The organism is Shimia sp. FJ5, from assembly GCF_032918335.1.
GTDB lineage: Bacteria > Pseudomonadota > Alphaproteobacteria > Rhodobacterales > Rhodobacteraceae > Shimia > Shimia aestuarii_A.
In genome coordinates this window covers 829,973-854,415 of sequence record NZ_JAWJUV010000001.1, presented here as the reverse complement: position 1 = coordinate 854,415, position 24,443 = coordinate 829,973, and the positions used below count along the sequence as shown (strand labels likewise).

The window sequence follows — 24,443 nt, the reverse complement described above, 5'->3', positions numbered from 1 at the left end:
GCTTGTTACCGCATCTCCTGCGCCGGAGTTACGCCAAGAATACCAAGACCGGCGGAAATAACAATGGCGACAGAGCGCGCAAGCGCGATTTTGGCCTGCGATGTGGCCGCATCGCCCTCTTGGATAAAGCGCAGCGACGCATCGTCATTGCCCTTGTTCCAGAACCCGTGCAGCTCGCTCGCCAATTCATAAAGGTAGAATGCAACGCGGTGCGGCTCATTGGTGCGTCCCGCGATCTCGACAAGACGCGGCCATTCCGCAACCTTCTTGGCCACTGCGATTTCCGCCTCGTGGTCGAGCTTGCCAAGGTCCGCCGCCATCAACGTGGCATCATCGGCGACAATCCCCGCCTCTTGCGCTTTGCGCAGCACCGAACAAACGCGGGCATGGGCGTATTGGACGTAGAAAACCGGGTTGTCCTTGGACTGCTCAAGCACCTTGTCAAAGTCGAAATCGAGCGGTGCATCGTTCTTGCGCGTCAGCATGACGAAACGTGTCACGTCCGGACCGACCTGCTCCACCACGTCGCGCAGCGTGACGAAATTGCCCGCCCGTTTGGACATCTTGAACGGCTCGCCGTTCTTCCAGAGCTTCACAAGCTGCGTCAGCTTGATATCCAGCGGCACCTGCCCATCTGAAAGCGCCGACACGGCGGCTTTCATGCGCTTGACATAGCCGCCATGGTCCGCGCCAAATACATCAATAAGCGCGTCGAACCCTCTGGAAACCTTGTCAAAATGGTAGGCAATATCCGGCGCGAAATAGGTCCAGCTTCCGTCGGATTTCTTCACCGGGCGGTCCACGTCATCGCCATGATCGGTCGACCGGAATAGCGTTTGTTCGCGCGGCTCCCAATCCTCGGGCGTCTTGCCCTTCGGCGGCTCGAGCACGCCTTCATAGATAAGCCCCTTGCTCTCAAGCGCCTCAAGCGCCGCCTCGATCCGGCCGGTGCCGTAGAGGGATTTCTCCGAAAAGAACACGTCCATCTCGACACCAAGCGCCTTCAGGTCGTCGCGGATCAGGTCCATCATCTTCTCGGTCGCGAATTCGCGCACCTCGGCAAGCCAGACATCTTCGTCCTGACCGACATAGGCATCGCCGACCTTCTCCTTGAGCGCGTCGCCGACCGGGATCAGATAATCGCCCGGATAGGTGCCGTCCTCAAAAGCCACGTCCTGCCCATGCGCCTCGAGATAGCGCAGGTAAACCGACCGCGCGAGCACATCGACCTGCGCGCCGCCATCGTTGATGTAATATTCGCGCGTCACGTCATAACCGACGAAGTCCAATAGGCTCGCCAGCGCATCACCAAAGACCGCGCCCCGAGTGTGGCCCACATGCAGCGGTCCGGTCGGGTTGGCCGAAACATATTCGACATTGACCTTTTTGTTCTCGCCCATGGTCGAGCGGCCGAAATCCGCGCCAGTCTCGAGCACCGATTTCACAAGCCCCTGCCAGAGCGCGGGCGCAAGACGCAAGTTAAGGAACCCCGGCCCCGCCACCTCGGCAGAGGTCACACGGTCATCCGCGGCAAGTTTACCCGCCAGAGCCTCGGCGATATCGCGCGGCTTCATCTTTGCGGGCTTGGCAAGAACCATCGCCGCGTTGGTCGCCATATCCCCATGCGCCGCATCGCGCGGCGGCTCGACCGCCACATTGGCAAAGTCCAACCCCTCGGGCAGCGAGCCCTCGGTCTGCATGGTTTCAAGCGACGCGATAACAAGCGCGCGCATCTCGGTAAAAAGGTTCATCGGAGCGGTCCTCGTGATTTGTCGCGGGTTTATCACTCCCGGCGGTCAGGTCAACCGATCACGCCTTCCCGACAAGCCTCGCATGTTCCTGAAGAGCAAAGCGATCGGTCATGCCAGAGAGGTAATCCGACACGATCCGCGCCAGCCCGGTTTCGCCCCCCGCCGCCGCGATCTCATCCTGCCAGCGATCCGGCAAAAGCTTTGGGTCGGAAAGGTAGAGCGGAAAGAGGTCTTCAACCACCTGCGTCACCCGCTCGCGCATCTCAACAACGGACGGCGCACGATACATGCGCGTGAATAGGAACTTGCGGATCACCTTGAGATCCGACCAGACCTTTGGCGAGAATTGGATCACCGGCGCGCCAAGACCACGTATTTCCTCGACCGACGCCGCCCCGCTCGCCTTGAGGAGACTGCGCGAGGTGTCGATCACATCCGCCACCATGACGCCAAACACCCGCCGCAGCGCCTCATGCCGCCGCCGGATCGCCTCAAGCCCCGGATAGGTCCGATCAACCGCGTCAAACGCCGCGCCCACGATGGGCAACTCGGAAATCTCGGCCTCTGTGAAAAGCCCCGCCCGCAACCCGTCGAGAAGATCGTGGTTGTTATAAGCAATATCATCCGAAAGCGCCGCAACCTGCGCCTCGGCACTGGCATAAGTGTGCAATTCAAGGTCATGCACCGCGTTGTAATCCGCCAGCGCATAGGGAAGCTCCCCCGTCACCGGACCGTTATGCTTGGCAATCGCCTCGAGCGTCTCCCAGGTGAGGTTAAGCCCATCAAACTCTGCATAGTGCCGCTCGCGCGATGTGACGATGCGGATCGCCTGCGCGTTATGATCGAACCCGCCATAGGGCTGCATCAAGGCATCAAGCGCATCCTCGCCCGTATGCCCGAATGGCGTATGCCCAAGGTCATGCGCCAGCGCGACCGCCTCGGTCAGCTCTTGGTTCAACTCGAGCGCCCCGGCAATCGTCCTCGCCACCTGTGCAACCTCGATGGAATGGGTGAGACGGGTGCGAAAACTATCGCCTTCGTGTTCCACAAAAACTTGCGTCTTGTGCTTCAGGCGACGAAACGCGCTCGAATGGATGATACGGTCGCGATCCCTTTGAAAACACGAGCGAAACGCGCTTTCCTCCTCGGCCACCTTGCGGCCCCGCGACAGTGCGGGATCAGAAGCATATGCGGCTTGCGCCTTGGCTGGCATGGTGTCGGCCCCTTCGTCGGTCCTTGTCGCCTGTCTCATGGATTTCTATATTGCAGGCAAACGCCGTTTGAAACCGGTCAATTCCCACGCGCCCTTTCAGGAGCCTCGCCATGAACCTGCCGCCCAAAGTCACCGACCGCGCCTTTGCCCGCCTCGCCGAGATCGGCGCCGCGTCGCAGGGACAGGCCCTGCGTGTCGCCGTCGAGGGCGGAGGCTGCTCGGGATTTCAGTATGAGATCAAGCTCGACAGCCAAGCCGAGGATGACATGGTGCTCGAGGGTCAGGGCGAGAAAGTCCTCGTCGATAGCGTCTCGCTGCCGTTCCTGTCCAACGCTGTGATCGACTTCACCGAGGAACTCATCGGCGCGCGTTTCGTTATCGAGAACCCCAACGCGACAAGCTCCTGCGGCTGCGGCACAAGCTTTTCGATGTAAGAAAGGGGCGCTTTGTGAGCACCCCTTTTACAAACAAAATCAAATGATTACCGAACACTCTTTGCGCGCCGCATAAACTGCGGTCGACGCATCCAACCGGGCATCGGCACACCGCCGGGTTGCATCTGATCATAGACGAGGAACACCCCCGAGCCGATCACGATCGCCACCCCGAGATAGATATGCCCGCCCGGCACTTCGCCAAAAAACACCGCGCCGAGGATCACCATCCAAACGAACTGCAAGTTCATCAGTGGCGTTACCGCATAGGCCGCCAGAAGTCGGAGCGCCACGACCGAGACCCACCGCGCCGCAAAGAGGAAACCCGCATACGCCCCGACCCAAGCGAGATCAGAGAGTGGCATCGGCTTGTAGACAAACGGCAGGGCCAGCGCCATTGCGAGGAATAGCGCGAGGTTCGGATAGAACACCTGCGCGATGGAATTTTTCTCATACCCGCCGATATAGCGCGCGAGGACGAGCGAAAGCGCCCCGCAAAGACAGGCGGCCAGCGCCACCAAATGCCCCGCCGTCACCGAGGCGAGGCCACCGGGAAACAGGCACAGCACGCCCACAAACCCCGCCGCCAGCGCCCCCCAGGCCATCGGCCGTACATGCTCGCCAAGGACCGGCCCCGAGAGCATCCCTGCGAAGAGCGGCATCAAACCAATAAAGACGAAGACTTCCGCAAACGGCAAAAGCCGGAAAGCCTGAAAAAACGCCACCGATCCGACCACAGTCAGGAGCGCGCGAAGCGCCATTGCCCGCGGGCAGGACGTGCGCAGGCTCTGCCCCTGCCCGCGTTTCATCCGTGCCGACACCCATGAGAGCGCCACAACCACCGCCCCGGAAAAGGCGAAAAGCTGTGGCGCGGCATAACCCTTGGCGATGAATTTCGTGATCGCGTCCGCCGACGAGATCATCAGCGTATAAAGAACGACAAGCCCCGTCCCGGCGAGCGCCTCGCGGTTGATCCCCTGCATCACGCCATCCCCCGCGCGCCGCCCGCTCGGGCAAAACCTTCAAAGAACATATCGAATTTGTCGCTGGAATGTTCGGCCCAAGACAGGACCGTCTGCGCATCCTGCGAAAGCCGCTCGATCACCACGGGCCGCATCGCGGTCCAGTCGCCGCTGCGATTGTCGAGCCCATACATGCATTCCGACAACTCCCGGAGCGGCCCCGACACCCCCGAAGCGCGCCGAAACACCATGCCATCCGACGCCATCGCCTTGGCAAACCCGCGCTCTCCCTTGCACCGCATGAGCCAGTTGCACACGAGGTATTCGTGGTAATCGTCTTGCACCGAGGCCTCGTCCGGGCTGAGGACAGTGAACAGATGCGTGTGCCGCACGAGCCATGCCTCCCAGACCTCCGGCACCTCGAAGCCGCCAAAGCGCAACGCGAGACAAATCTCGGCAAGCAGGTCGGCGTTCTGCTCGAGAAAGGCCAGAAGCCCCGCGAATTCAAGCGACAACCGCGTCGCCTCGTCGAGCTGCGGGTCGCGGCGACCATATTCCGACAGGTAGAACACCGCGTGAGTCAACTCATACGCCGCCTTCTTGTTCGGCATTGAAAAACTCGCCGAGCGCCCGATGAACCCGCGCACCCGCTCCTCGAGCCCCCCATCGCCGGGAAGCGGGTCAACCCCGCGCCGCGCCATCAAGCGCCGCGCTTCCAACCGTTGCAGATCCGAGAGCTCGACATGGGCAAAACCCTCTTCTGCGACCCACGCGACAAGCGCGGCCCCCTTGTCCCCCGCCATCCCGAGATCCTCAAGATCAAGGCAGATCGACAACAGGAACCGATAGTACTGCGGGAAAAACCGAAGCCGTTTTTCCACCCCGTCATAGAACCCCCGGTAGGATTCGAGATCGGCCTCATCCAACGCGCTATTCGTGCATTCTAGGATATTGAGAAGCTCCGCGTTTTCCTTGAGCCAGAACACATCATCACCATGGCGGCGATGCGCGGCAAAGCTCTGCATCATTGCCGCATGGCGTTCGGCTTCGGGCCGCACGGGTGCAGGATGGGTAAAGGCAAGGACATTGGTCACGGCGAACTCCCCCGAAAAGATAGGCCGGGGCGCGGCAGCTGCGCCCCGGTCAAAGGTCTCTTAGAGGCCCGATGTGAAAAGCTCGGCACCTTCGCCCGCGTCGGCCTTCGCCACACCCTGCGGCGCGAGCCCCGAGGTGAACATCTGCACGAGGCCGGAGGTGTACATCTCGACACCCTCACCTGTGCTTGCCTCGGCCTGACCGATCGGACCAAGCCCGGACGTGAACATCTGCACAAGACCCGAGGTGAACATCTCAGCCCCGTCGCCCGCCATCGCATCGCGGGCCGCTTCCGGTGCAAGACCCGAGGTGAACATCTGGACAAGACCCGAGGTAAACAGCTCGGCGCCCTCTCCGGCCATCGCGTCGCGGTGCGCCTCGGGCGACAGCCCCGACGTGAACATTTCGGTGGCCACGCCATCATGCAGGCTGGCCTCCGACGGGGGGCCCGCACGGTGCGTTTTCGTTTCGTTAACCAGTTCGACAGACTTTTCAGCGAGCATTTCTAGGATCCCTCCAGTTGAAGTTTGAGCAGGGCAACGCTTGCACGCAAAACGGGTTCCTCCAAACGAAATTTCTCGCTATTCGGGTTTCTGCGCAAAGAAATACCGTAAAGGTTGTACTTCAAATGCCTGAGATTTATAGGATTTTTGAGATTGGCAAGTATGCCATATTTCTGACAAGCTTTCGCCTTGTTTTTGCCCTATTTCGCAGGACTCGCCCCTAGGTTGCGCCGCGACACCCCCTAAATGCACCCGAATCCCTCCGTTCCGACCAGACCGATTCCCCGCCCCGCGCCACCTGTCAGATCTCATCTGCAAAGCGCCCGCACCGCTTGCATGCCCCCCGCGCATGGAGGATACAGGAGGCAGGCACCGACGGAAGGGAACAGGCCATGAAGATCGCGAGCTTCAACATCAACGGCATCAAGGCCCGCGCCCTGGCGCTACCGCAATGGCTCGACGAGGCCGCACCGGATGTGGTGGTCCTGCAAGAGATCAAATCCATCGACGAAAACTTCCCCCGCGAAATCTTTGAAGAGCGCGGTTACCGTGTCGAGACCCATGGCCAAAAAAGCTTCAACGGCGTTGCGATCCTGTCGAAACTTCCCCTCGAGGACGTGACACGCGGGCTTCCCGGCGACGATGCCGATGAACAGGCGCGCTGGATCGAGGCGACCGTGATGGGCGACGTGCCGGTGCGCGTCTGCGGCCTCTACCTGCCCAATGGCAACCCGGTCGAGATCGAAGACGGCGCGCCGAAACCGGGTGGCAAATACGCCTATAAACTCGCTTGGATGCGCCGTATGAAGGCCCGCGCCAAAGCGCTTCTTGCGCTCGAGGAACCCTTCCTCATGGCGGGCGACTATAACATCATCCCGCAGGACGAAGACGCCAAACGCCCCGAGGTCTGGCAGGAAGACGCCCTCGCCCGCCCCGAAAGCCGCGCCGCCTATCGCGAAATCCTCAACCTCGGTTTTACCGAGGCCTTCCGCGCCCGCACGCTCGGCCCCGGTCACTATTCCTTCTGGGACTATCAGGCGGGCGCATGGAACCGCGACGATGGCATCCGCATCGACCACTTCCTGCTAAGCCCGCATTGCGCCGATCTCCTGCGCGATTGCCAGATCGACAAAGAGGTGCGCGGTCGCGAGAAGCCCTCGGACCATGTGCCGATCTGGGTCGAACTGGCGGCCTAAGGGGTCTTACTCGATACCGACGCTCATCGGTGCAAGCTCCAGCACGCCCAGCGCATCCAGCCCCCCAAGAACGGCATCAACCGCGATGGTGGCCAAGATGATCCCCATCACGCGGCTTATGACGCTCGCCCCGGTGTTGCCGATCAACCGATGAATCGCGCTCGCCAAGAGCAAAACACCAAGCGTCAGCAAGAGCACAAGCCCCAAAAGGCCCGCCGTCGTGGCTTGATCTGCAAGCGGTTCTGTATGGTTATCCGTGAGCACAACAATCGCGAGCATCGCACCCGGAGACGCAATCGACGGCATGGCAAGCGGGAAGACCGCGCCAGACAGGTGATCTCTCCCGGCCTCTTCGATCTCGCGCGCAGGTTTGGACTCGCCAAAAACCATCATCATCGCGAACAGGAAAAGCACGACCCCGCCCGCAACCTGAAATGACCCGAGCCGCAATCCAAGCGTCTCGAGAAGCACCTGCCCGCCAACCAGAAACGCAAAGAGCACAAGGCTGGCGATCGCAACCGCTCTAATCGCAAAGAGCCGGTGTAGATGCTTCGGCACGCTCTGCACGGCGAAGAGAAACACCGGAATCGTCCCAATCGGATCAATCACAACCAATAGCGTCACGAATTCACGTGTGAGTGACGTCCAATCCATCAAGCACCTGCCCTATCCTCCGCCGCCCCCTGTGGCATGCGGCCTGTTCGCCGCTCCAACATAGGGCGAGAGGAGAACGGATGAAACCAATTGTCCAGCACGTCAGTCTGCGCGCTTCTCCCTTCGTCACATCGTGGCGATAGGTCCAGTCGAACAACCGCCGTCCGGGTCGAACTGCGGCCTAGAGCGTTTTGCGCATGGCATAGCGCGTGAGCGTGGCACCGTTGCGCGCAATCTCTTCTTTCTCAACGATCTCAAAACCGTGCCGCGCAAAGAACGGCTGCGCCGCGAGGCTCGCATTGGTGGTCAGTTCCGCAATCGCCTGCGCACGCGCCCGTCTCTCCACCTCTGCAAATAGGGCTGCGCCGACCCCTTTGCGGGCGGCGTCCGGATGAACGAACGCGAAATCTATATACCCTGCCTGATCGAGCGTCATGAACCCAAGCGGGCCGCCCTCATCCTCCGCAAAGCAGCCCTCAACCTCAAGGAACACGGATCGCCATGTGTCGAGATTGACCGCCTCTCCGCCCCAGGCACGGCGCTGTTCGGGCGTATAGAGGTTGCGGGTGCCCTCATGCACCGCGGCAAAGAAAATCCGCGCCGCGGCTTCATAGTCCGCCGCCGTGAGGGACCGTATCGACACCATACCCTACCCCTTCGTCACATCGTGACGATAGATCCAGTCGAATTGCTGCATGAGCTTTTTTGGCGCGAGCGTGGACAGCGCGCGCAAGCCCAGATGCGCCCCGAACCGTAGCGGCGGAAAGGCGAGGTGGTATTTCCACGCATTGCCATTGGCCGCCTCGATCACCTTACGCACCCGCGCCTCGCGCCGTGTCTGATAGGCGGCAAGCCCCGCCTCAACGCTCTCCGCCCCGTCAAGCGCATGCGCCAGAACCCAGGCATCTTCCATCGCCATCACCGCGCCTTGCGCCATGAACGGCAGCGTCGGGTGTGCCGCATCGCCAAGGATCGCCGCCCGTCCCTTGTGCCAGACAGGCGCGACCGGATGGCGGAACAGCCCCCAGAACCCCACGCGCTCCACCGCGTCGAGCATCTGTTTCGCCTCGCCACCATAGCCCGCAAAGGCCCTGCGCAGGTTGGCGGGGTCATCCTCATGCATCCAGCCCTCTTCGGCCCAGCCCGTGCGCTCCTGCACGGCAACGATGTTGATGATCTCGCCGCCCCGGAGCGGATAGCTCACCATGTGCTGACGCGGCCCCATATGGACGCGCGACACATTGGGATGGCCAATCACGTTCGGGATCGTCGCCCGCCATGCGGTCTGGCGCGTGAAGAACGGGGCCTGCACGCCGTTGAGCGTCTGACGCAGCTTCGAATGTAGCCCGTCCGCCCCGATCAGGAGCTTGGGCTTCACCACGTCGCCATTGCCCATATGCAGAACCGGCCCATCATCAAGCGCCACGCGCTCCACCTTCTGCAAAAGCCGGATACGCACCCCAGCCGCCCGCGCGGTCTCGGCCAGAAGATCGATGAGATCCGAGCGATGGACAAAGAAATACGGCTGATCCTGCGGCAAGAGCCCAAGATCGAGACGCGCCACAAGTCCCCCCGCGCGATAGTCGCGCAGTTCCACCGCCTCGCCCTGCACGGCGATACCCCGGAATGCCTCCCCAAGACCAAGTGCCTTGAGAACCGCAAACCCGTTCGGGCTGACCTGAATACCGGCCCCCACCTCGGTGATCGCCTCGGCCTGCTCAAGCACCGTCACCTGCGCGCCGCGCTGGCGCAGCGCAATCGCCGCCGTAAGGCCGCCAATCCCGGCACCGGCGACCGTGATCTTCTGTCCGTCTAAACCCATTCCCATCTCCTGCACCGCCCCATGGACGGAAAAAGCGCCGGGCTTTCACCCCCGGCGCCTCTGTCATCTTCCCAAGCTCATGCCGCGTCAGTCGTCGCGGTGAACTTTTTCGCGGCGCTCGTGACGCTCTTGCGCCTCAAGGCTCATGGTCGCGATCGGACGGGCGTCGAGGCGCTTGAGCGAAATCGGCTCGCCGGTCACTTCGCAATATCCGTATTCGCCTTCATCAATCCGGCGCAGCGCCGAGTCGATCTTGGCAACGAGTTTGCGCTGGCGGTCCCGCGTGCGCAGCTCGAGCGCTCGGTCTGTTTCTTCGCTGGCACGGTCCGCAATATCCGGGATATTGCGCGTGCTGTCCTTCATGCCCTCGATGGTATCGCGGCTGTCTTCCAGAAGTTCGCTCCGCCAGTTGATGAGTTTGCGGCGGAAATATTCGACCTGTCGTTCATTCATGAACGGTTCGTCTTCTGCCGGACGGTAATCGTCTGGCAGGAAAGATTCAGCTTTCATGGTTGCTCCCTCGTCGTGGCTAACGTCCGTCACAATCATTTCTTCAGACATCAGGCACTCCCTTCACTCTGCGCAAGCCAATAGCCCAGAGCTGTGCGAATGTCACTAGCCAAAGCGCGTATTTCCCAAGATCAAACTGTTCACGTTTTCATGTGGAAAAACATGCATCTGTTGCAGGCGTTCTGGATTGCATTCGCCAATACCGGAGCACTCCGTGGATTGTTCCTTCCCGCGCAACAATCTTGATCGGTGCAAATGGTCTGATTGCTCAAACAAGTCGCGCGTCTAACAACACGGCTGGTTGACTGCTTCCGACGCAGCGGCGGGGATTGCCAAAGCGGCGTCACCGCTTTACCCAAATGCCGGACATATGAATGACGCGCAGATGCAGGCAGGAAGGACGCCCCATGACCCATCGTTTTGAAGGCACGAGCACCTATGTGGCCACCGACGATCTTACCATCGCCGTGAACGCCGCGGTGGCGCTGGAGCGCCCGCTTCTCGTCAAGGGCGAGCCCGGCACCGGCAAGACAGAGCTTGCCAAGCAGGTGGCAGAGGGGCTTGGCCTGCGGATGATCGAATGGAACATCAAATCGACCACAAAGGCGCAACAAGGCCTTTACGAGTATGACGCGGTCTCGCGCCTGCGCGATAGCCAACTCGGCGAAGAGCGCGTTCATGACGTGAAGAACTACATCAAGAAAGGCAAACTCTGGGAGGCCTTTGAGGCCGACGAGAAAGTCGTTCTGCTGATCGACGAGATCGACAAGGCCGATATCGAGTTCCCCAACGACCTCCTTCAGGAACTCGACAAGATGGAGTTCCACGTCTACGAGACCGGCGAGACGATCAAGGCCAAGCAACGCCCGATCATGATCATCACTTCGAACAATGAAAAAGAACTCCCCGACGCCTTCCTGCGCCGCTGTTTCTTCCACTATATCCGCTTCCCCGACACCGAGACGATGCAACAGATCGTCGAGGTGCATCATCCGGGCATCAAATCCTCGCTCCTGACCACGGCCCTGACCCAGTTCTACGAAATTCGGGAAACCCCCGGCCTGAAGAAAAAGCCGTCGACCTCCGAAGTGCTCGACTGGCTGAAACTCCTGCTCGCCGAAGATCTCGACGCCGAGGACATCAAACGCGACGGCGTGGATGCCCTGCCCAAACTGCATGGCGCCTTGCTGAAGAACGAACAGGACGTGCACCTCTTTGAACGCCTCGCCTTCATGGCCCGCTCACGCCGCTAAGCACTGGATTTAACGCGTAAAAGAGCCATAATATCGCCCTAAAGCCTGCCTAGGGTTTGCAGAGATTTTTGTTGGAGCCGCGTATGTCGCACGCCTCTCAGGTTACGATTCGTCCCCTCACTGCTGCGGATGAAGCAGATTGGCGCCGTCTTTGGACGGGCTATCTCGCCTACTACGAGACCACAGTGCCCGAAGAGGTGTATCAAAGCACCTTCGCGCGCCTGCTCGGGGACGATCCGCGCGATTTCTCCTGTTTTGTCGCAGAAGACGGCGACGGACGGCTCGTCGGCCTGACCCACTACCTGTTTCACCGACATGGCTGGAAAATCGAGGACGTCTGCTATCTGCAAGACCTCTTCACCGATGAGGCCGCCCGCGGCAAGGGCGTCGCTCGGGCGCTGATCGAAGCGGTTTACGCCGCTGCGGATGCGGCCGGGGCGCCTTCGGTCTACTGGCTCACGCAGGATTTCAACGCCACGGCGCGCAAGCTCTATGACCGGATCGGTGTGCTGACCCCGTTCATCAAGTATCAGCGACCATAGACCCAGATGAAGCGCGCCCTTCTCCCCTTCCTCTTTGTGCTCGGGGCCTGTGTCGCCACGACACGGGACGACGCGCCAACCCGCGCTGCTGTCTCTGATAGCACCTTGCCACCAATGAAGATTTTCGCGGTGCCGCAACCGGTTGGCCCGACGCGCTCTAATCGCGACATGGCCCGCGACTTCCTCGATCTCGCCTTCACCATGGAAAGCGGTCGCACCCTGTCCGCCATGACCCGCTTTGAGGAACCGATCACCGTGCGCGTGACCGGTGCCGCCCCGGTGAGCCTTGCCCCAGACCTCAAACGCCTGCTCTCCCGTCTGCGCCGCGAGGCCGGAATCGACATTCGCCAGACCGGCGATAGCGCGGCCTCCATCACCATCGAGGCCGTCTCGCGCGATCGCATCCGCAAGAGCCTGCCGCAGGCCGCCTGTTTCGTTGCCCCCAATGTCTCGAGCTTGGCCGAGTATCACCGCGCCCGACGCGGCGCCACGACCGATTGGGGTCTCCTGACGCGCCGCGACAAGCTCGCCATCTTCGTGCCGAGCGATTCCAGCCCACAAGACTTGCGCGATTGCCTGCACGAGGAACTGGCTCAGGCGCTCGGCCCGCTCAACGATCTCTACCGCCTGCCCGACAGCGTCTTTAACGACGACAACGCCCATGCGGTCCTGACCGGGTTCGACATGCTCATCCTGCGGGCCTATTACGACCCGGCGCTCGCCAATGGCATGGACCGCCGCGACGTCGCGCGCCGCCTGCCTGCGATCTTTGCCCGCATCAACCCCGCGGGGGATCGGGTCTCGCCAGAAACCCTCGCCGAAACACCGCGCGCCTGGATCGACGCCATCCAGACCGCCCTCGGCCCCGGCGCGGGACCGGGCGAACGCCGTCGCTCTGCCGCCACGGCCCTGCGCATCGCCCAGCGCGCCGGCTGGAGCGACCATCGCCTTGGCTTTAGCCACTATGCCTATGGCCGCCTCATGCAATCCTACGACGCCGACGAGGCGCATAAGCATTTCCTTCTCGCCGACCGCGCCCTGCGCCTTGCAGGAGGCCCAGAGTCTCCGCATCGGCTCTATGTCGCGACCCAACTCGCCGCCCATGCCGTCTCGGCCGGACGTGGCAAAGAAGCCCTGAGCCGTGTGACGCCGCTCCTGCCCGTCGCCGCCAAGCTCGAGAACGCCACACTCCTGTCCACGCTGATGCTGCTGCGCGCCGAGGCGCTCGAGCTTGAGGGCCGCACCGCCGAGGCCGAACAGGTCCGTCTGGACAGTCTCGGTTGGGCGCGATACGGGTTTGGTTCGGACTGGGCCGTGCGCGCGAAACTGCGCGAAATCGCGGCTCTTAGCCCGCTGAAAGGGAGATACTGAGCCACATGTTCGTTCTGCTTGGGGTGCTACTCGGCGCCATCATCGGTGCCACGATCGCCAAACGTCGCAAGGGCAAACCCCTCGACATCCTGCAATATGCCGTGATTTATGCGATGATCTTTGCCATCATCGGCCTGTTCCTCACCATAGCCGCGCATAGGTTGGCGCTCTGATCCCATGTTTCTGCCCTTCTTCGACAATCTCCGATCCGGCGGTGTGCCGGTCTCCCTTCGGGAGTATCTGAGCTTTCTCGAAGGGGTGAAATCCGGGCTGACCACCTACGACATCGACGCCTTCTACTACCTCGCCCGCGCCACCATGGTGAAGGACGAGCGCAACCTCGACAAGTTCGACCGCGCCTTCGCGGCGACCTTCTCGGGGCTCGAAGGCATCTCCATGCAGGACATGCTGAACGCGGTCGACATCCCCGAAGAGTGGCTGCGCAAGATGGCCGAAAAGCATCTCAGCCCCGAGGAAATGGCCGAGATCGACGCGCTGGGCGGCTTTGACAAGCTGATGGAGACGCTCAAAGAGCGGCTGAAGGAACAGGAAGGCCGCCACCAAGGCGGCAACAAATGGATCGGCACCGCCGGGACCTCGCCCTTCGGTGCCTATGGCTACAACCCCGAAGGCGTCCGCATCGGCCAGAAGGAAAGCCGTCACAAGCGCGCGGTCAAGGTCTGGGACAAGCGCGAGTTCAAGAACCTCGACGACTCGGTCGAGCTTGGCACCCGCAACATCAAGGTCGCCCTCAAGCGCCTGCGCCGCTGGGCCCGTGACGGCGCACAGGAAGAGCTCGACCTCGACGGCACCATCCGCGCCACCGCCGAACATGGCTATCTCGACGTCAAAACCCGCCCCGAGCGCCGCAACGCCGTCAAGGTGCTCCTGTTCCTCGACGTCGGCGGCTCCATGGACCCGCATATCCGCGTCGTGGAAGAGCTGTTCTCCGCCGCCCGCGCCGAATTCAAGCATCTCGAATATTTCTACTTCCACAACTGCCTCTACGAAGGCGTCTGGCGCGATAACAAACGCCGCTGGCAGGAACAGACCCCGACCCACGAGATCATGCGCACCTATGGCGCGGACTATAAATGCATCTTCGTCGGCGACGCCTCCATGTCGCCCTACGAGATCGCCTATCCGGGCGGGGCCAACGAACACTGGAACGCCGAGGCCGGTCAGGTCTGGCTCGAGCGCGCCCGCGAAACCTGGACCTCGAACCTCTGGATCAATCCGGTGCCTGAGAAATACTGGGACCACACCCATTCCATTTCCATGATCCGCGAAATCTTCGAGGACCGCATGGTGCCGATGACATTGCAGGGGCTGGAACAGGGCATGAAAGACCTCGTGCGCTAACCCCACGCCCCTTTCGGTCAGCAACGATGCAAAGCAAGACGCATATCAGAGACCGTCGCGAGACATGGTCGCAAAGTGCAGCACTGTCCGGCAGGTAAAGGTTCGTTGTGCGGGACGAAGGAGACCTCTTTGACGAGGCTTTCTATTCCGAGATCTCGGTCTTCACGATATTCGCAACCATGACCGGCGCGCCGTCCTCTGCCAATCCACCAGTGCAGAAAATATTCTTCAAGCCCGTTAGTTCCGTTGCATCTGCATCTAGCGGAACGGCTCCCTGTTCCGATGGGTCGCAAGTATTGTATTGTGAAATAGCATCTTGCAAGGTCTCTGCTCTAAACTGGCTGCAGTATGTGCCACCCTCAAATTCGACCACGAACGTCCAAGTAGCCATTCTCAACTTCCATTCTGACGGGGAAATATTCCTTGCTGGTTATCATAACGAAGGATCGAAACTAACGTAACCGTTCTAAGGCTGGCATGTAGGTTTGGCCTCAAACCGACCCTTCGCTGCGCCTCCATGAAAGTCAGAGCGCCCTTTGATGCCAAAGTTCCCCCGGCACCTCCCCTCTCACCCCAAGATCACCGATCACGTTCCAAGACCGACGCCACAAGACTTGCGATCCGGGCCGAGCCTTTTTGCGAGGGATGCGTGCGGTCGAAGGCAAAGAGCGATAGATCATCGGGAGAGAACACATCATCCATGTCCACCAATGTCACGCCGTCATCGGCCCCGGCCATCCGTGAGAGCCGCTCTTCAAGCGCCTGATACGGGGCCTCGCAGGCGGTGCCCGCATATCGCGGCGACGTATAGTAATCCGCCCAGACCACCTGCGCCCCGCGCCCGCGCAAATCGGCCACCAAGGCCGGGATCGCACCCTGCGTCCCGTCGTCCGAGATCAACCGATCGAGCACCGGCCCACAATCGGAACAGTCGCAATTCCGGCTCAGGTCATTCGCGCCGCCATTGAGGACAACCCACTCGGCCTGCACCCCGTCAAGCTGGGTCGGGATGTTCAAGCCGCCGACCCCGCCCGCGACTTGCGCGAAGGAAAGCGACACATCGCCCACGGGTTCGCCCAAGCGCTCCTGCAACACATCCGCCACAGAGCCGCCGGTCATGCTGTTCCATGCCATGACGGAATCCCCCGCAACGACGACGCGCGCGTCCTGCGATGCGGTGCGCCCGCAGGCCGCGAGCAAACATAAGGCTAAGACTGTCCATCGGATCATGAAGAAAGACCTAGCGCGCACGATTGCGCGATCAAGCCGCCTTCGAAATCCGCACCACCGCAATGCAGACGCAATACCGACGTGATACCGACGTGGGGTTTGACGCTTTTTCTTGCCAAATTCCGCCCCCCGGTTTCCAGTGATCCGACGCTTTCAGGAGACTGCCCATGCCCCGCCATTTCACCACTGAGGAATACGCCGACCGCCTCTCCCGCGCCCGTGCGGCCCTCTCGGAAACCGGCCGCGACGGCCTCCTCCTCTTCGCGCCTGAAAGCCACTATTGGCTGACCGGATATGACACGTTCGGCTTTGCCATGTTCCAATGCATGGTGCTGACGGCCTCGGGCGAGACCCATCTCCTGACCCGCCGCCCCGACCGCCTTCAGGCGCTTCAGACAAGCACGCTTTCCGAGGATCAAATTCATATCTGGACCGACTATGAAGGCACTGATCCGATTGCCGATCTCGCCCGTTTGATTGCCTCTCTTGGGCTGGATGCGGCTCGCCTTGGCTACGAGTCGAGAACCGCAGGACTCAATGATTACTGGGGGTTACGGCTCCATGCGGCCCTTCCGGGCCTGACGGATTGCTCCGATCTGATGCCCGCCTTACGCCGCCTCAAATCCCCGGCAGAGGTCGAGATGCACCGCCGTGCCGCAGCCCTCTCCGATGACGCGCTCGATGCCGCGCTCGAGACCACCCGCGCCGGCGCCTTCGAAGGCGATATCCTCGCCGCGATGCAGGGCGCGGTGTTCCGGGGCGGCGGCGATTACGCGGGCAACGAGTTCATCCTCGGCTCCGGCGCAGGCGCGCTTCTGTGCCGCTCTGCCTCTGGTCGCCGTCACCTCGATCCACAGGACCAGATGACCATCGAATGGTCCGGCGCCTACGCCCGCTACCACGCCGCCATGATGCAGACCCTCATCACCGGCGACGCCTCCCCCGCCCACCGCCGCATGCACGCCGCCGCTTCTGAGGCCCTCACCGCCTGCGAAGCCGCCATCCGCCCCGGCGCCCCCATGGGCGACGTCTATGAGGCCCACGCCCAAACCTTCGACGCCCACGGTCTCTCACATGCACGGCTGAGCGCCTGTGGCTATGGCATGGGCGCGGTCTATGCGCCGATCTGGGTCGACTTTCCGATGTTCTACGAAGGCAACCCCCTGATCATGCAGGAAAATCAGGTCTTCTTCCTGCATATGATCCTGATGGATGATGAAAGCGGCCATGCCATGTGCCTCGGCCATTCTGTGCTCAATACGGCGCAGGGCGCAGAACGCTTGTCGCGCCACGCACCGGCCCTGTTCGAACTCTGACACACCCCTGTCACGCACCTCGGGCATGACCGCCTCATGTGTGCGAGGACCGACATGTGACAGACCTTCTGGCATCCTATGGCCTGCCGCTTCTGGCCCTCGTGACCTTTGCCGCAAGCCTCGCCCTACCGATCCCGGCCTTCCTCGCCCTATTGAGCGCCGGGGCGCTTGCGGCCTCTGGGCATCTCGCCCCGATCCCCGCCCTCTGCGCTGCGTTTCTAGGCGCGGCGCTTGGGGATCAATGCGGCTATCATTTCGGCCACCATATCGCCCCTGCCCTGCACCGAACCATGACCCGCCATCCGCACACTGGCCGCCTGCTCGCGCGCGCGGAACATCTGTTGTCGGATCACGGCGGCCTTGGTGTCTTCCTGAGCCGCTGGCTCCTCGCCCCCCTCGGCCCCTATATCAACCTGCTCTCAGGCACCGCAGAGTTGTCTTGGTTCCGCTTTACCCTTTGGGCGATGACCGGCAAGGCGCTTTGGATCGGGCTCTATTGCGGCCTCGGTTATGGCTTTGCCCAAAGCCTGCCCCGCGTCGCCACAGTCGTCCGTCAGACCAGCACCGCGCTCTTGTTCCTCGCCCTGATCGCCCTCGCCGCGCTACTGCTGCATCGCCAACAGAGCAAACGCCGCCGCTGACCTTGCCGAACCGTCCCGCGCAGGCCATATCAGACACATGCTACGCCTGACCCCGATCCTCCTCGCCCTGCTTTACGGGTTGCTGCTCTACCGCTTCTCGGTCTGGCGTACCTCGCGCGAGCTTGACGCACGTTCGACCGAGCTTGCAGATCCGACTCTCGTGCCCCTGATCCGGGACATGGCCAAGGCGCTCGACCTGCCCCGCATCCGCGTCCATATCTATGAAATCGAGCCGGTGAACGGCCTTGCCGCCCCGGATGGGCGCATCTTCCTCACGCGCGGCTTTTACAACCGCTACCGCGCGGGCGAGGTCTCGGCAGAGGAACTCGCCTCGGTGATCGCGCACGAACTGGGTCACGTCGCCTTGGGCCATTCCCGCCGCCGGATGATCGACTTCTCCGGCCAGAACGCCATCCGCACCGCGCTCACAATGGTCATCGGGCGCTTCCTGCCTGGCATCGGCCCCTGGCTCGTCAACATGGCGATGTCGCTTCTCGCCGCCCGTCTCTCGCGCGCTGATGAATACGAGGCCGACGCCTATGCCGCGGCCCTCCTTGCCAAATCCGGCATCGGCATCGCGGCGCAGAAGTCCCTGTTTCACAAGCTCGAAGACCTAACCCAATCGCGCGGCGGCGCAACGCCAGCCTGGCTCATGAGCCACCCCAAGACCGAGGAACGCATCAAGGCCATCGAAGCGCTCGAAGCGAAATGGGGCCTCGCCCCGGAATAAGCCATTCCGAAAAGCCTTGTCCCTACGCCGTCAAAGCTTTCGCCAACCTCGGCAAACGCGCCTTCTTGAGCAGGCGTCGCATGTCCCAACGTTCCCCCGAGAGCCGCTCGGCCTCCTGCCGCACGGTTTCTGCAACCTCTGCGACCGCCTCCGGCGCCCGCTCCCACACCCCACGCAAGAGCGTATCGGGATCGACCCGTTCAAGCCCCTCTTCGGCAAGGATATGGCGCGGAAAGTCCTTGGCATTCATCGTGACAATCGCATCCGCCGACCCGGAAATCGCTGCGGCAAGGACATGCGTGTCCGCCGCATCCGGCAGGTAGAGCCGATCCTCGAGCGACGGCTTCCACGTCACCTCGGCCTTGGGCCATGCCGCGCGCACAAGGGCGATCTCACCGCGTGCCTGCGCCTCGCCCGTCGGCCCGATCTTACGCGCCGCGCGCGCCCATTCCTCGAGGATGCGCTCGGACCAAAGCGGCTCATACGCGCCGGTTTTCGCCACCCCAAGCAGGATTTCCCGCATCACTGTCGGGTAGATCACGCAGGTATCGAGAAGAAGCCGCCTCACAGCCGGAAGAACAACGACTTGAGATAGCCGCTCTCGGCGAGTTGCGGCATCAGCGGATGATCCGGCCCGGCATACCCGGTGTGGATCAACTGGCCCTGCCGCCCGGCGCGCCCGATACCGCGCACGCAGGCCCCGCGAAACTTCGCCACATCCGCCGCATGGGAACAGGAACACAGGCCAAGATAGCCCCCCTCTGCCACCAACGGCGCCGCAAGCCGCGCCACGCGCTCATAGGCGCGCAGCCCCTTTTCCAATGCGGGTTTCGACGGTGCAAAGGCGGGCGGGTCACAGATCACCACGTCGAATTCCGCACCTTCCTCTGCCAAGGCGCTCAACACATCAAAAGCATCGCCCTTGCGGGTCTCGAACCGATCGCCAAAACCCGAGGCCTTGGCCCCCGCCTCGGCCAGTTCAAGCGCCGGTGCCGAGCCATCAACCGAAAGCGCCGAGGCCGCCCCGCCTGCCAGCGCGGCGAGCGCGAAGCCCCCCACATGGGAAAACACGTCGAGCACGCGCGCCCCCGCGCAAAGCCCGGCGGCAAAGCCATGATTGGGCCGTTGATCGTAAAAAAGCCCGGTCTTCTGCCCGCCCATCAGGTCGGCCATATAGGTCGCGCCGTTCATCACTACAGGCACCGGAGCCTCCGGCGCACTGCCAACCATCACCCGGCTGTCCTCATCAAGCCCTTCAAGGCTACGCGCCCGCCCAGACCCGTTCTTGAGCACCGTCGTGACGCCCGTTACCTCGACCAGCGCCGCAACCATTTCATCAAGCAAGACCTCGGACCAGGCCGCGTTCGGCTGGATCACGGCAACATCGCCAAAACGATCCACGACGACCCCGGGAAGACCATCGGCCTCGGCATGGATCAGGCGGTAGAACGGCGTCTCATAGAGCCGTTCTCGCAGCGCAAGCGCGCGGGCGAATTTCTCGACAAGCCACGCCCGGTCAATCTCGCGCGTCACATCCCGCTCGAGCATCCGCCCGGCGATCCGCGACTCTGCGTTGAACGCGATCAGGCCAAGCGGGCTGCGCTCGTTGTCTTCGAGACAGGCAATGCTGCCCGGCGCAATTTTCTTGGCGCGGCGGTCAAGCACGAGTTCGTTGTCATAGATCCAAGGAAACCCGTGGCGGATCGCACGGGCATTGGCCTTGGGTTTCAGGCGGACAATAGGAAAAGAGGACGGCGTCATGCCGTCCTCCTAATCCTTTCCTGCGCGTCTGAAAAGCGCCGATTGGCTCAGAGCGGTCTCACCGGGCTCAGCGGCACAACCCGCGCTGTCACGCCGCGCTCGGGCGCAACCCAACCGCTGGCAAGGCTCATCTCGTCGCGCACCACTTTGGCAAGGTGCTGAGTGATGCGGTATTTCTGGGTAAGCCCACGGGCCTCGGCCTGAAGCGCCTTGGAGCCACCATAGCCCACGAGGTCTGCCTTGATCTCACGCGGGCCGCGCACCACGGCGCCGGTCTGCGGGTCACGGATGGTCATGGTGAACTCGATCGAGTGGATACCCCCGACCGAATAGCGGGTCTTCTCGGTGAGCGCGTGGAAGCGGTGCACCTCGATCTCGACAACGACCGGCATCGCACCGTCCAGCGGCTGCGCGCCAAGCTTGATCGCGTCCTCGAAAAGCGCGCCCACCTGCTCATAGCGGTTGCCATAGGGGTCGCCGCGCCACACGATGTCACCACCGGGATAGTAGCTGTTGGCCTCCGACACTTTGAGCGTCAGCGGCACATTCACATCAAACCCTGCAAGCGCAAAGGACGGGGCCGGTGCGGCCAGTTCTGTCGCGGTCGGATCCAGCGGCGCGTTTCGCGTCGCGGTATCTACCGAGGCACAGGCCGAAAGGCCAAGTCCAAGAGCCATCATCAGGGCGGTCATACGAAGCGTCTTCATCGTCGTTCTCCTTGGGAGCAGAGTCGTTGCTCCTCTTCGAATTCCATCCGAATTTGCTTCTGAAATGCGGCACGATTGGGACAAATTGTGTGCCATTAGAAGGTATTGGCCGGGTTTCTTCGCCCAAATTGTCGCATCTCGGCAAAATGGCCAGCCTCCCTCTCACGCGCTTCAACCCTAAGCTGTGAGTCTGGCACCGGCCCAAGCGTTTTAGTGACGCGGACGGCTACGCCACCCTCCGCGCCGCTTCGGCGCATCCGAGCGCACAAGTCCATCATGCAGGATGGCGGTCATCGGGTGGTCTTCATTGCCGGTCTCGTAATGGTCAAGAAGCGTCCGGATCGCGTCGCGCGGCTTATAGCTGCTGTCGAGAGACAAGGCCCAGTCAAGAAAGATCGACCGACATTCCCCTTCGGTGATGCCTTCGATCTTATAGGCCTCGCGGACCAACCCCTTCTTGTCGATCTCTGTCAGATCCATCTTATGCTTCTCCTTCGCCCGCGCCCGTGTCGACGCCAAGCGCCGTGTCGATGATCGCCCCCGCCTCTTCGGCGCGTGCACGCATCGCCTCTGCCAAGGTCTCGAGCGTGTCCTCCCCGGTCTCACGCAACAGGAACGCTGCCCCGCCACGCCCGATATCTTCTGGAGAGATCGGTTTCTCACTCAGAAGCTTCGAGGCGACCTGCACCGTCCAGAACACACCATAGGCCTCCTCGAGGCGCGCGGCCTCAGCGTCCGACAGAAGCCCCACCCGCGCCGCCGATTGCAGCCCATCAAGGACATTCTGCGCCGCGCTCCCCTCAAGCAGCGCGCCCGTTTGCGACACAAGCTCGATCTCTTGCAACCTCCCGCGCCCGATCTTGGCATCCCATGCCCCGCTCGGGGCCTTCGCCGCGGCGATCCGTGCGCGCATGTCCTGCACGTCCTTGCGCACCGCCGCTGCGTCTTTCGCCCGCTTGAGAAGCCCCTCGCGGAACGCCGTGATCTCCTTCATCAACGCCGCCTCCCCCGCCACGGGCCGCGCGCGCGTCAGCGCAAGATGCTCCCATGTCCAGGCCTCGTTCTCCTGATAGCTCTTGAACGAGGTGAGCGAGGTCGCCACTGGCCCCTGTGTCCCCGAGGGGCGCAGACGCATATCGACCTCATAGAGCCGTCCCTGCGCCATCGGCGCCGAAAGCGCGGTCACCATCGCCTGCGTGAGCCGCGCATAATAAACCCGCGCCGCAAGCGGGCGCCGCCCCTCCGACGCTTCAACCCCATCCGCATCGTAGATCACGATCAAATCGAGGTCGGACACCGCATTGAGCCGCCGCGCCCCGAGCGAGCCCATGCCAAGCACCATCGCACCCCGCCCCGGCATCTTGCCGTGTTTCTCGGCGAATTTCTCCGCCACCACGGGCCAGAGCGCTGCGAGGACCACGCCCGCCACATCGGCATATTGCGCCCCGGCCTCGCGGGCACAGATCACGCCGCGCAGGTGATGCACCCCAATGCGGAACCGCCATTCCTTGGCCCATCGACGCGCCGCGTCAAGCTTGCGCTCGTAATCCGCGCCCTCGCGCCCCATCACGTCGCAAAGATCGTCGCGCAGCGCCGCTTCTCCCGGCCAGGCGGCAAAGAAATCCCCGCCGATCACCGCATCGAACACGCCCGAATTGCGCGACAGGTGCCGCGCCAGCGCCGGCGCCGTGCCGACAATATCGACAAGCAGGTCGATCAACTGCGGATTGGCCTCGAAGAGCGAGAAGAGCTGCACCCCCGCAGGCAAGCCACGCAGAAACCCGTCCAGCGCCAGAAGCGCCTGTTCCGGATGCGCGGTCTCGGAAAGCCGCTCAAGCAGGTCAGGCTTCAACCGGTTGAAGATCACCACCGCGCGCTCCGACCGCAGCGCCGGGTAGGCTTTCCAGCGATTGATGATCTCTTCATCGAGCCCGTGATTGACCTCGCCCCGCCCCGCATCCGGCGCAAAGAACCCCTCGGTCAGCTCATGCACCTCTGTCAATCGCGCCTTGAGGTCCTGCCGCAACTCCCCGACATCGCGCCCCATGAGACAAGCGATCCGCTCCATCCCCTCGGGTGACTTCGGCAGGTCATGCGTCTGGGCGTCGTTGATCATCTGCACCCGGTGTTCGACCTCGCGATGCGCCCGGTAGTGACGCGCGAGCGTCTGGGCGACGTCCTCCGGCACCCAGCCCTTCTCCGCCAGAAGCCCAAGCGCCGGCACCGTGCGGTTGTCGCGCAGTTCCGGATCGCGCCCGCCCGAAATCAACTGTCGCGTCTGGGTGAAGAACTCGATCTCGCGAATGCCCCCGCGCCCGAGCTTCATATTATGCCCCTCAAGCGTGATCTCGCCGCCAAGCCCCTTATGCTCGCGGATACGCAGGCGCATGTCATGCGCGTCCTGGATCGCCGCGAAATCGAGATGCTTGCGCCAGACGAACGGCGTCAGCGCCTTGAGGAACCGCGCCCCTGCCGCGAGATCACCCGCCGAGGGCCGCGCCTTGATATAGGCCGCGCGCTCCCATGTGCGGCCAAGGCTCTCGTAGTAGCGCTCTGCCGCCTCCATCGCGAGGCAAACCGGCGTCACCGAGGGATCGGGCCGCAGCCGCAAATCGGTACGAAACACATAGCCCTCGCCCGTGAGATCATTGAGCATCGCCGACATCTTGCGCGTCGCCCGCACGAACGACGCCCGCGCATCGTGAAAATCACCGGGATCGAACCGCGTTTCATCAAACAGGCAGATCAGGTCGATATCCGAGGAATAGTTGAGCTCATAGGCCCCCATTTTCCCCATGGCGAGCGTGACCATGCCGCCCGCCGTGGCCACGTCATCCTCGGTCTGCCCCGGAAGTTTCTTGCGCCGGATCTCGTTGGCAATCGCCGCCTTGAGCGCGAGGTCGCTCGCAAGGTCAGCGAACTCCGTAAGCGTCCCCGTGACCCGCTCCAACTCCCAGACCCCTGCGAGATCGGCCAACGCGGTCAAGAGCGCGATGCGTCGCTTGCCCTGCCGCAATGCACTGCCGAGCTGGTCCGCAGCGACCTCTCTCAAATCATCATAGAGCCGAGTCACAGCCGCTTCCGGCGCCTCGAACGCCTCCGGCAGCCAGTCGCGCTCTTTCTCGATCAGGGATTTGAGATAGGGGCTACACCCTGCCGTCCCGTGAAGAAGCTTGGCAAGGTCGCCCTCCATCTCCGGCACGAGGGTCAAAGTATCGTCGCCCCGATCTGGATCGAAGGCGCGCGGCAAGCGGGTGATGCGCGAGAGAAAGTCCATGGCGCGACAATGCGAATCCGCTCCCGCATGGTCAATGACATTGCGCAAGCAAACCCGCTTTACATCTGCTTTTTCCACCGGCCAAATGCCGCAACACTGCCGCCGAAGGAAAC

25 protein-coding genes are annotated in these 24,443 nt (G+C 62.4%); 10 read left to right on the top strand and 15 right to left on the bottom strand.

Annotation, left to right across the window (positions count from 1 at the left end; all coding sequences use genetic code 11):
- Positions 1 to 5 precede the first annotated feature (5 nt).
- Both argS and R1W01_RS04330 read right to left on the bottom strand, forming a co-directional pair.
- Positions 6 to 1,751, bottom strand: coding sequence for an arginine--tRNA ligase (argS, locus tag R1W01_RS04335; RefSeq protein WP_297756113.1), 1,746 nt, complete (start codon positions 1,749 to 1,751; stop codon positions 6 to 8).
- 58 nt (positions 1,752 to 1,809) lie between these two features.
- Positions 1,810 to 3,003, bottom strand: a complete 1,194-nt coding sequence (locus R1W01_RS04330; RefSeq protein WP_411028140.1) for a deoxyguanosinetriphosphate triphosphohydrolase — start codon at positions 3,001 to 3,003, stop codon at positions 1,810 to 1,812.
- 71 nt (positions 3,004 to 3,074) lie between these two features.
- On the opposite strand from R1W01_RS04330, the gene R1W01_RS04325 reads away from it, so the two are divergent.
- Positions 3,075 to 3,398, top strand: coding sequence for a HesB/IscA family protein (locus tag R1W01_RS04325; RefSeq protein WP_243614567.1), 324 nt, complete (start codon positions 3,075 to 3,077; stop codon positions 3,396 to 3,398).
- 47 nt (positions 3,399 to 3,445) lie between these two features.
- Here R1W01_RS04325 and R1W01_RS04320 read toward each other — a convergent pair whose 3' ends face one another.
- Genes R1W01_RS04320 through R1W01_RS04310 form a run of 3 tightly spaced genes read right to left on the bottom strand, consistent with a single transcriptional unit; the run spans position 3,446 to position 5,958 of the window.
- The gene (locus R1W01_RS04320; protein ID WP_297756115.1) at positions 3,446 to 4,381 is read right to left on the bottom strand and encodes a DMT family transporter; all 936 of its coding nucleotides are present in this window, start codon (positions 4,379 to 4,381) and stop codon (positions 3,446 to 3,448) included.
- Positions 4,381 to 5,454, bottom strand: coding sequence for a DUF6902 family protein (locus R1W01_RS04315; RefSeq protein WP_297756117.1), 1,074 nt, complete (start codon positions 5,452 to 5,454; stop codon positions 4,381 to 4,383). The genes R1W01_RS04320 and R1W01_RS04315 overlap by 1 nt, the downstream gene beginning before the upstream one ends.
- A gap of 60 nt (positions 5,455 to 5,514) precedes the next feature.
- Positions 5,515 to 5,958, bottom strand: coding sequence for a DUF6749 domain-containing protein (locus R1W01_RS04310; protein ID WP_297756119.1), 444 nt, complete (start codon positions 5,956 to 5,958; stop codon positions 5,515 to 5,517).
- Between the two features lie 392 nt (positions 5,959 to 6,350).
- Between R1W01_RS04310 and xth the strand changes: the two genes are divergently transcribed.
- Positions 6,351 to 7,154, top strand: a complete 804-nt coding sequence (gene xth, locus R1W01_RS04305; protein ID WP_297756121.1) for an exodeoxyribonuclease III — start codon at positions 6,351 to 6,353, stop codon at positions 7,152 to 7,154.
- A gap of 6 nt (positions 7,155 to 7,160) precedes the next feature.
- Here the strand turns inward: xth and R1W01_RS04300 are convergent, their stop codons facing one another.
- The 4 genes from R1W01_RS04300 to dksA all read right to left on the bottom strand — a co-directional run bounded on the left by R1W01_RS04300 (position 7,161) and on the right by dksA (position 10,140).
- Positions 7,161 to 7,808 carry a MarC family protein gene (locus tag R1W01_RS04300; RefSeq protein WP_297756123.1) on the bottom strand — a complete coding sequence of 216 codons (648 nt, stop codon included), beginning with the start codon at positions 7,806 to 7,808 and terminating at the stop codon, positions 7,161 to 7,163.
- Positions 7,809 to 7,989: 181 nt separating this feature from the next.
- On the bottom strand, positions 7,990 to 8,454 hold the full coding sequence (locus R1W01_RS04295) for a GNAT family N-acetyltransferase (protein WP_297756125.1): 465 nt from the start codon (positions 8,452 to 8,454) through the stop codon (positions 7,990 to 7,992).
- Between the two features lie 3 nt (positions 8,455 to 8,457).
- Entirely contained in the window at positions 8,458 to 9,630 is a 1,173-nt protein-coding gene (locus R1W01_RS04290; RefSeq protein WP_297756127.1) for an FAD-dependent monooxygenase, read from the bottom strand.
- Between the two features lie 87 nt (positions 9,631 to 9,717).
- The gene (gene dksA, locus R1W01_RS04285) at positions 9,718 to 10,140 is read right to left on the bottom strand and encodes an RNA polymerase-binding protein DksA (protein WP_243614593.1); all 423 of its coding nucleotides are present in this window, start codon (positions 10,138 to 10,140) and stop codon (positions 9,718 to 9,720) included.
- 407 nt (positions 10,141 to 10,547) lie between these two features.
- Between dksA and R1W01_RS04280 the strand changes: the two genes are divergently transcribed.
- From R1W01_RS04280 to R1W01_RS04260, 5 genes are all read left to right on the top strand, one after another.
- On the top strand, positions 10,548 to 11,393 hold the full coding sequence (locus R1W01_RS04280) for an AAA family ATPase (RefSeq protein ID WP_243614560.1): 846 nt from the start codon (positions 10,548 to 10,550) through the stop codon (positions 11,391 to 11,393).
- An 83-nt stretch (positions 11,394 to 11,476) separates the two neighbouring features.
- Positions 11,477 to 11,935: a GNAT family N-acetyltransferase gene (locus R1W01_RS04275; RefSeq protein WP_243614559.1), complete on the top strand. Its 459-nt coding sequence runs from the start codon at positions 11,477 to 11,479 to the stop codon at positions 11,933 to 11,935.
- A gap of 6 nt (positions 11,936 to 11,941) precedes the next feature.
- Positions 11,942 to 13,306 carry a DUF2927 domain-containing protein gene (locus R1W01_RS04270; protein ID WP_243614558.1) on the top strand — a complete coding sequence of 455 codons (1,365 nt, stop codon included), beginning with the start codon at positions 11,942 to 11,944 and terminating at the stop codon, positions 13,304 to 13,306.
- A 5-nt stretch (positions 13,307 to 13,311) separates the two neighbouring features.
- Positions 13,312 to 13,479, top strand: a complete 168-nt coding sequence (locus tag R1W01_RS04265) for a hypothetical protein (protein ID WP_243614557.1) — start codon at positions 13,312 to 13,314, stop codon at positions 13,477 to 13,479.
- A 4-nt stretch (positions 13,480 to 13,483) separates the two neighbouring features.
- The gene (locus tag R1W01_RS04260; protein WP_297756132.1) at positions 13,484 to 14,668 is read left to right on the top strand and encodes a vWA domain-containing protein; all 1,185 of its coding nucleotides are present in this window, start codon (positions 13,484 to 13,486) and stop codon (positions 14,666 to 14,668) included.
- 579 nt (positions 14,669 to 15,247) lie between these two features.
- Here R1W01_RS04260 and R1W01_RS04255 read toward each other — a convergent pair.
- Entirely contained in the window at positions 15,248 to 15,898 is a 651-nt protein-coding gene (locus tag R1W01_RS04255; RefSeq protein ID WP_297756136.1) for an SGNH/GDSL hydrolase family protein, read from the bottom strand.
- 167 nt (positions 15,899 to 16,065) lie between these two features.
- On the opposite strand from R1W01_RS04255, the gene R1W01_RS04250 reads away from it, so the two are divergent.
- The 3 genes from R1W01_RS04250 to R1W01_RS04240 are packed head-to-tail and all read left to right on the top strand — an operon-like array spanning position 16,066 to position 18,585.
- A complete protein-coding gene (locus R1W01_RS04250) occupies positions 16,066 to 17,214 on the top strand; it encodes a M24 family metallopeptidase (RefSeq protein ID WP_297756138.1) in 1,149 nt (382 codons plus the stop codon).
- A 56-nt stretch (positions 17,215 to 17,270) separates the two neighbouring features.
- The gene (locus tag R1W01_RS04245; RefSeq protein ID WP_297756140.1) at positions 17,271 to 17,855 is read left to right on the top strand and encodes a DedA family protein; all 585 of its coding nucleotides are present in this window, start codon (positions 17,271 to 17,273) and stop codon (positions 17,853 to 17,855) included.
- A gap of 37 nt (positions 17,856 to 17,892) precedes the next feature.
- Complete coding sequence (locus R1W01_RS04240) at positions 17,893 to 18,585, top strand: M48 family metalloprotease (protein ID WP_297756142.1); 693 nt, start codon at positions 17,893 to 17,895, stop codon at positions 18,583 to 18,585.
- Between the two features lie 22 nt (positions 18,586 to 18,607).
- On the opposite strand, the gene R1W01_RS04235 is transcribed toward R1W01_RS04240, so the two are convergent.
- The 5 genes from R1W01_RS04235 to R1W01_RS04215 form a co-directional block, all read right to left on the bottom strand.
- Positions 18,608 to 19,153, bottom strand: a complete 546-nt coding sequence (locus R1W01_RS04235) for an RSP_2648 family PIN domain-containing protein (protein ID WP_297756143.1) — start codon at positions 19,151 to 19,153, stop codon at positions 18,608 to 18,610.
- Complete coding sequence (locus R1W01_RS04230) at positions 19,150 to 20,346, bottom strand: RSP_2647 family RNA methyltransferase (protein ID WP_297756145.1); 1,197 nt, start codon at positions 20,344 to 20,346, stop codon at positions 19,150 to 19,152. The genes R1W01_RS04235 and R1W01_RS04230 overlap by 4 nt, the downstream gene beginning before the upstream one ends.
- Positions 20,347 to 20,393: 47 nt before the next feature.
- Positions 20,394 to 21,053: a DUF6778 family protein gene (locus R1W01_RS04225; RefSeq protein ID WP_243612460.1), complete on the bottom strand. Its 660-nt coding sequence runs from the start codon at positions 21,051 to 21,053 to the stop codon at positions 20,394 to 20,396.
- 210 nt (positions 21,054 to 21,263) lie between these two features.
- On the bottom strand, positions 21,264 to 21,533 hold the full coding sequence (locus R1W01_RS04220; protein WP_243612459.1) for a hypothetical protein: 270 nt from the start codon (positions 21,531 to 21,533) through the stop codon (positions 21,264 to 21,266).
- A gap of 1 nt (position 21,534) precedes the next feature.
- The gene (locus tag R1W01_RS04215) at positions 21,535 to 24,330 is read right to left on the bottom strand and encodes a glutamine-synthetase adenylyltransferase (RefSeq protein ID WP_297756149.1); all 2,796 of its coding nucleotides are present in this window, start codon (positions 24,328 to 24,330) and stop codon (positions 21,535 to 21,537) included.
- Positions 24,331 to 24,443: the final 113 nt, after the last annotated feature.

Coding starts and splice junctions, on each gene's coding strand:
- argS (WP_297756113.1), bottom strand. CDS start 1,751: ATGAACCTTTTTACCGAGATGCGCGCGCTTGTTATCGCGTCGCTTGAA.
- R1W01_RS04330 (WP_411028140.1), bottom strand. CDS start 3,003: ATGAGACAGGCGACAAGGACCGACGAAGGGGCCGACACCATGCCAGCC.
- R1W01_RS04325 (WP_243614567.1), top strand. CDS start 3,075: ATGAACCTGCCGCCCAAAGTCACCGACCGCGCCTTTGCCCGCCTCGCC.
- R1W01_RS04320 (WP_297756115.1), bottom strand. CDS start 4,381: ATGCAGGGGATCAACCGCGAGGCGCTCGCCGGGACGGGGCTTGTCGTT.
- R1W01_RS04310 (WP_297756119.1), bottom strand. CDS start 5,958: ATGCTCGCTGAAAAGTCTGTCGAACTGGTTAACGAAACGAAAACGCAC.
- xth (WP_297756121.1), top strand. CDS start 6,351: ATGAAGATCGCGAGCTTCAACATCAACGGCATCAAGGCCCGCGCCCTG.
- R1W01_RS04300 (WP_297756123.1), bottom strand. CDS start 7,808: ATGGATTGGACGTCACTCACACGTGAATTCGTGACGCTATTGGTTGTG.
- R1W01_RS04295 (WP_297756125.1), bottom strand. CDS start 8,454: ATGGTGTCGATACGGTCCCTCACGGCGGCGGACTATGAAGCCGCGGCG.
- R1W01_RS04290 (WP_297756127.1), bottom strand. CDS start 9,630: ATGGGTTTAGACGGACAGAAGATCACGGTCGCCGGTGCCGGGATTGGC.
- dksA (WP_243614593.1), bottom strand. CDS start 10,140: ATGAAAGCTGAATCTTTCCTGCCAGACGATTACCGTCCGGCAGAAGAC.
- R1W01_RS04280 (WP_243614560.1), top strand. CDS start 10,548: ATGACCCATCGTTTTGAAGGCACGAGCACCTATGTGGCCACCGACGAT.
- R1W01_RS04275 (WP_243614559.1), top strand. CDS start 11,477: ATGTCGCACGCCTCTCAGGTTACGATTCGTCCCCTCACTGCTGCGGAT.
- R1W01_RS04270 (WP_243614558.1), top strand. CDS start 11,942: ATGAAGCGCGCCCTTCTCCCCTTCCTCTTTGTGCTCGGGGCCTGTGTC.
- R1W01_RS04265 (WP_243614557.1), top strand. CDS start 13,312: ATGTTCGTTCTGCTTGGGGTGCTACTCGGCGCCATCATCGGTGCCACG.
- R1W01_RS04260 (WP_297756132.1), top strand. CDS start 13,484: ATGTTTCTGCCCTTCTTCGACAATCTCCGATCCGGCGGTGTGCCGGTC.
- R1W01_RS04255 (WP_297756136.1), bottom strand. CDS start 15,898: ATGATCCGATGGACAGTCTTAGCCTTATGTTTGCTCGCGGCCTGCGGG.
- R1W01_RS04250 (WP_297756138.1), top strand. CDS start 16,066: ATGCCCCGCCATTTCACCACTGAGGAATACGCCGACCGCCTCTCCCGC.
- R1W01_RS04240 (WP_297756142.1), top strand. CDS start 17,893: ATGCTACGCCTGACCCCGATCCTCCTCGCCCTGCTTTACGGGTTGCTG.
- R1W01_RS04230 (WP_297756145.1), bottom strand. CDS start 20,346: ATGACGCCGTCCTCTTTTCCTATTGTCCGCCTGAAACCCAAGGCCAAT.
- R1W01_RS04225 (WP_243612460.1), bottom strand. CDS start 21,053: ATGAAGACGCTTCGTATGACCGCCCTGATGATGGCTCTTGGACTTGGC.
- R1W01_RS04220 (WP_243612459.1), bottom strand. CDS start 21,533: ATGGATCTGACAGAGATCGACAAGAAGGGGTTGGTCCGCGAGGCCTAT.
- R1W01_RS04215 (WP_297756149.1), bottom strand. CDS start 24,330: ATGGACTTTCTCTCGCGCATCACCCGCTTGCCGCGCGCCTTCGATCCA.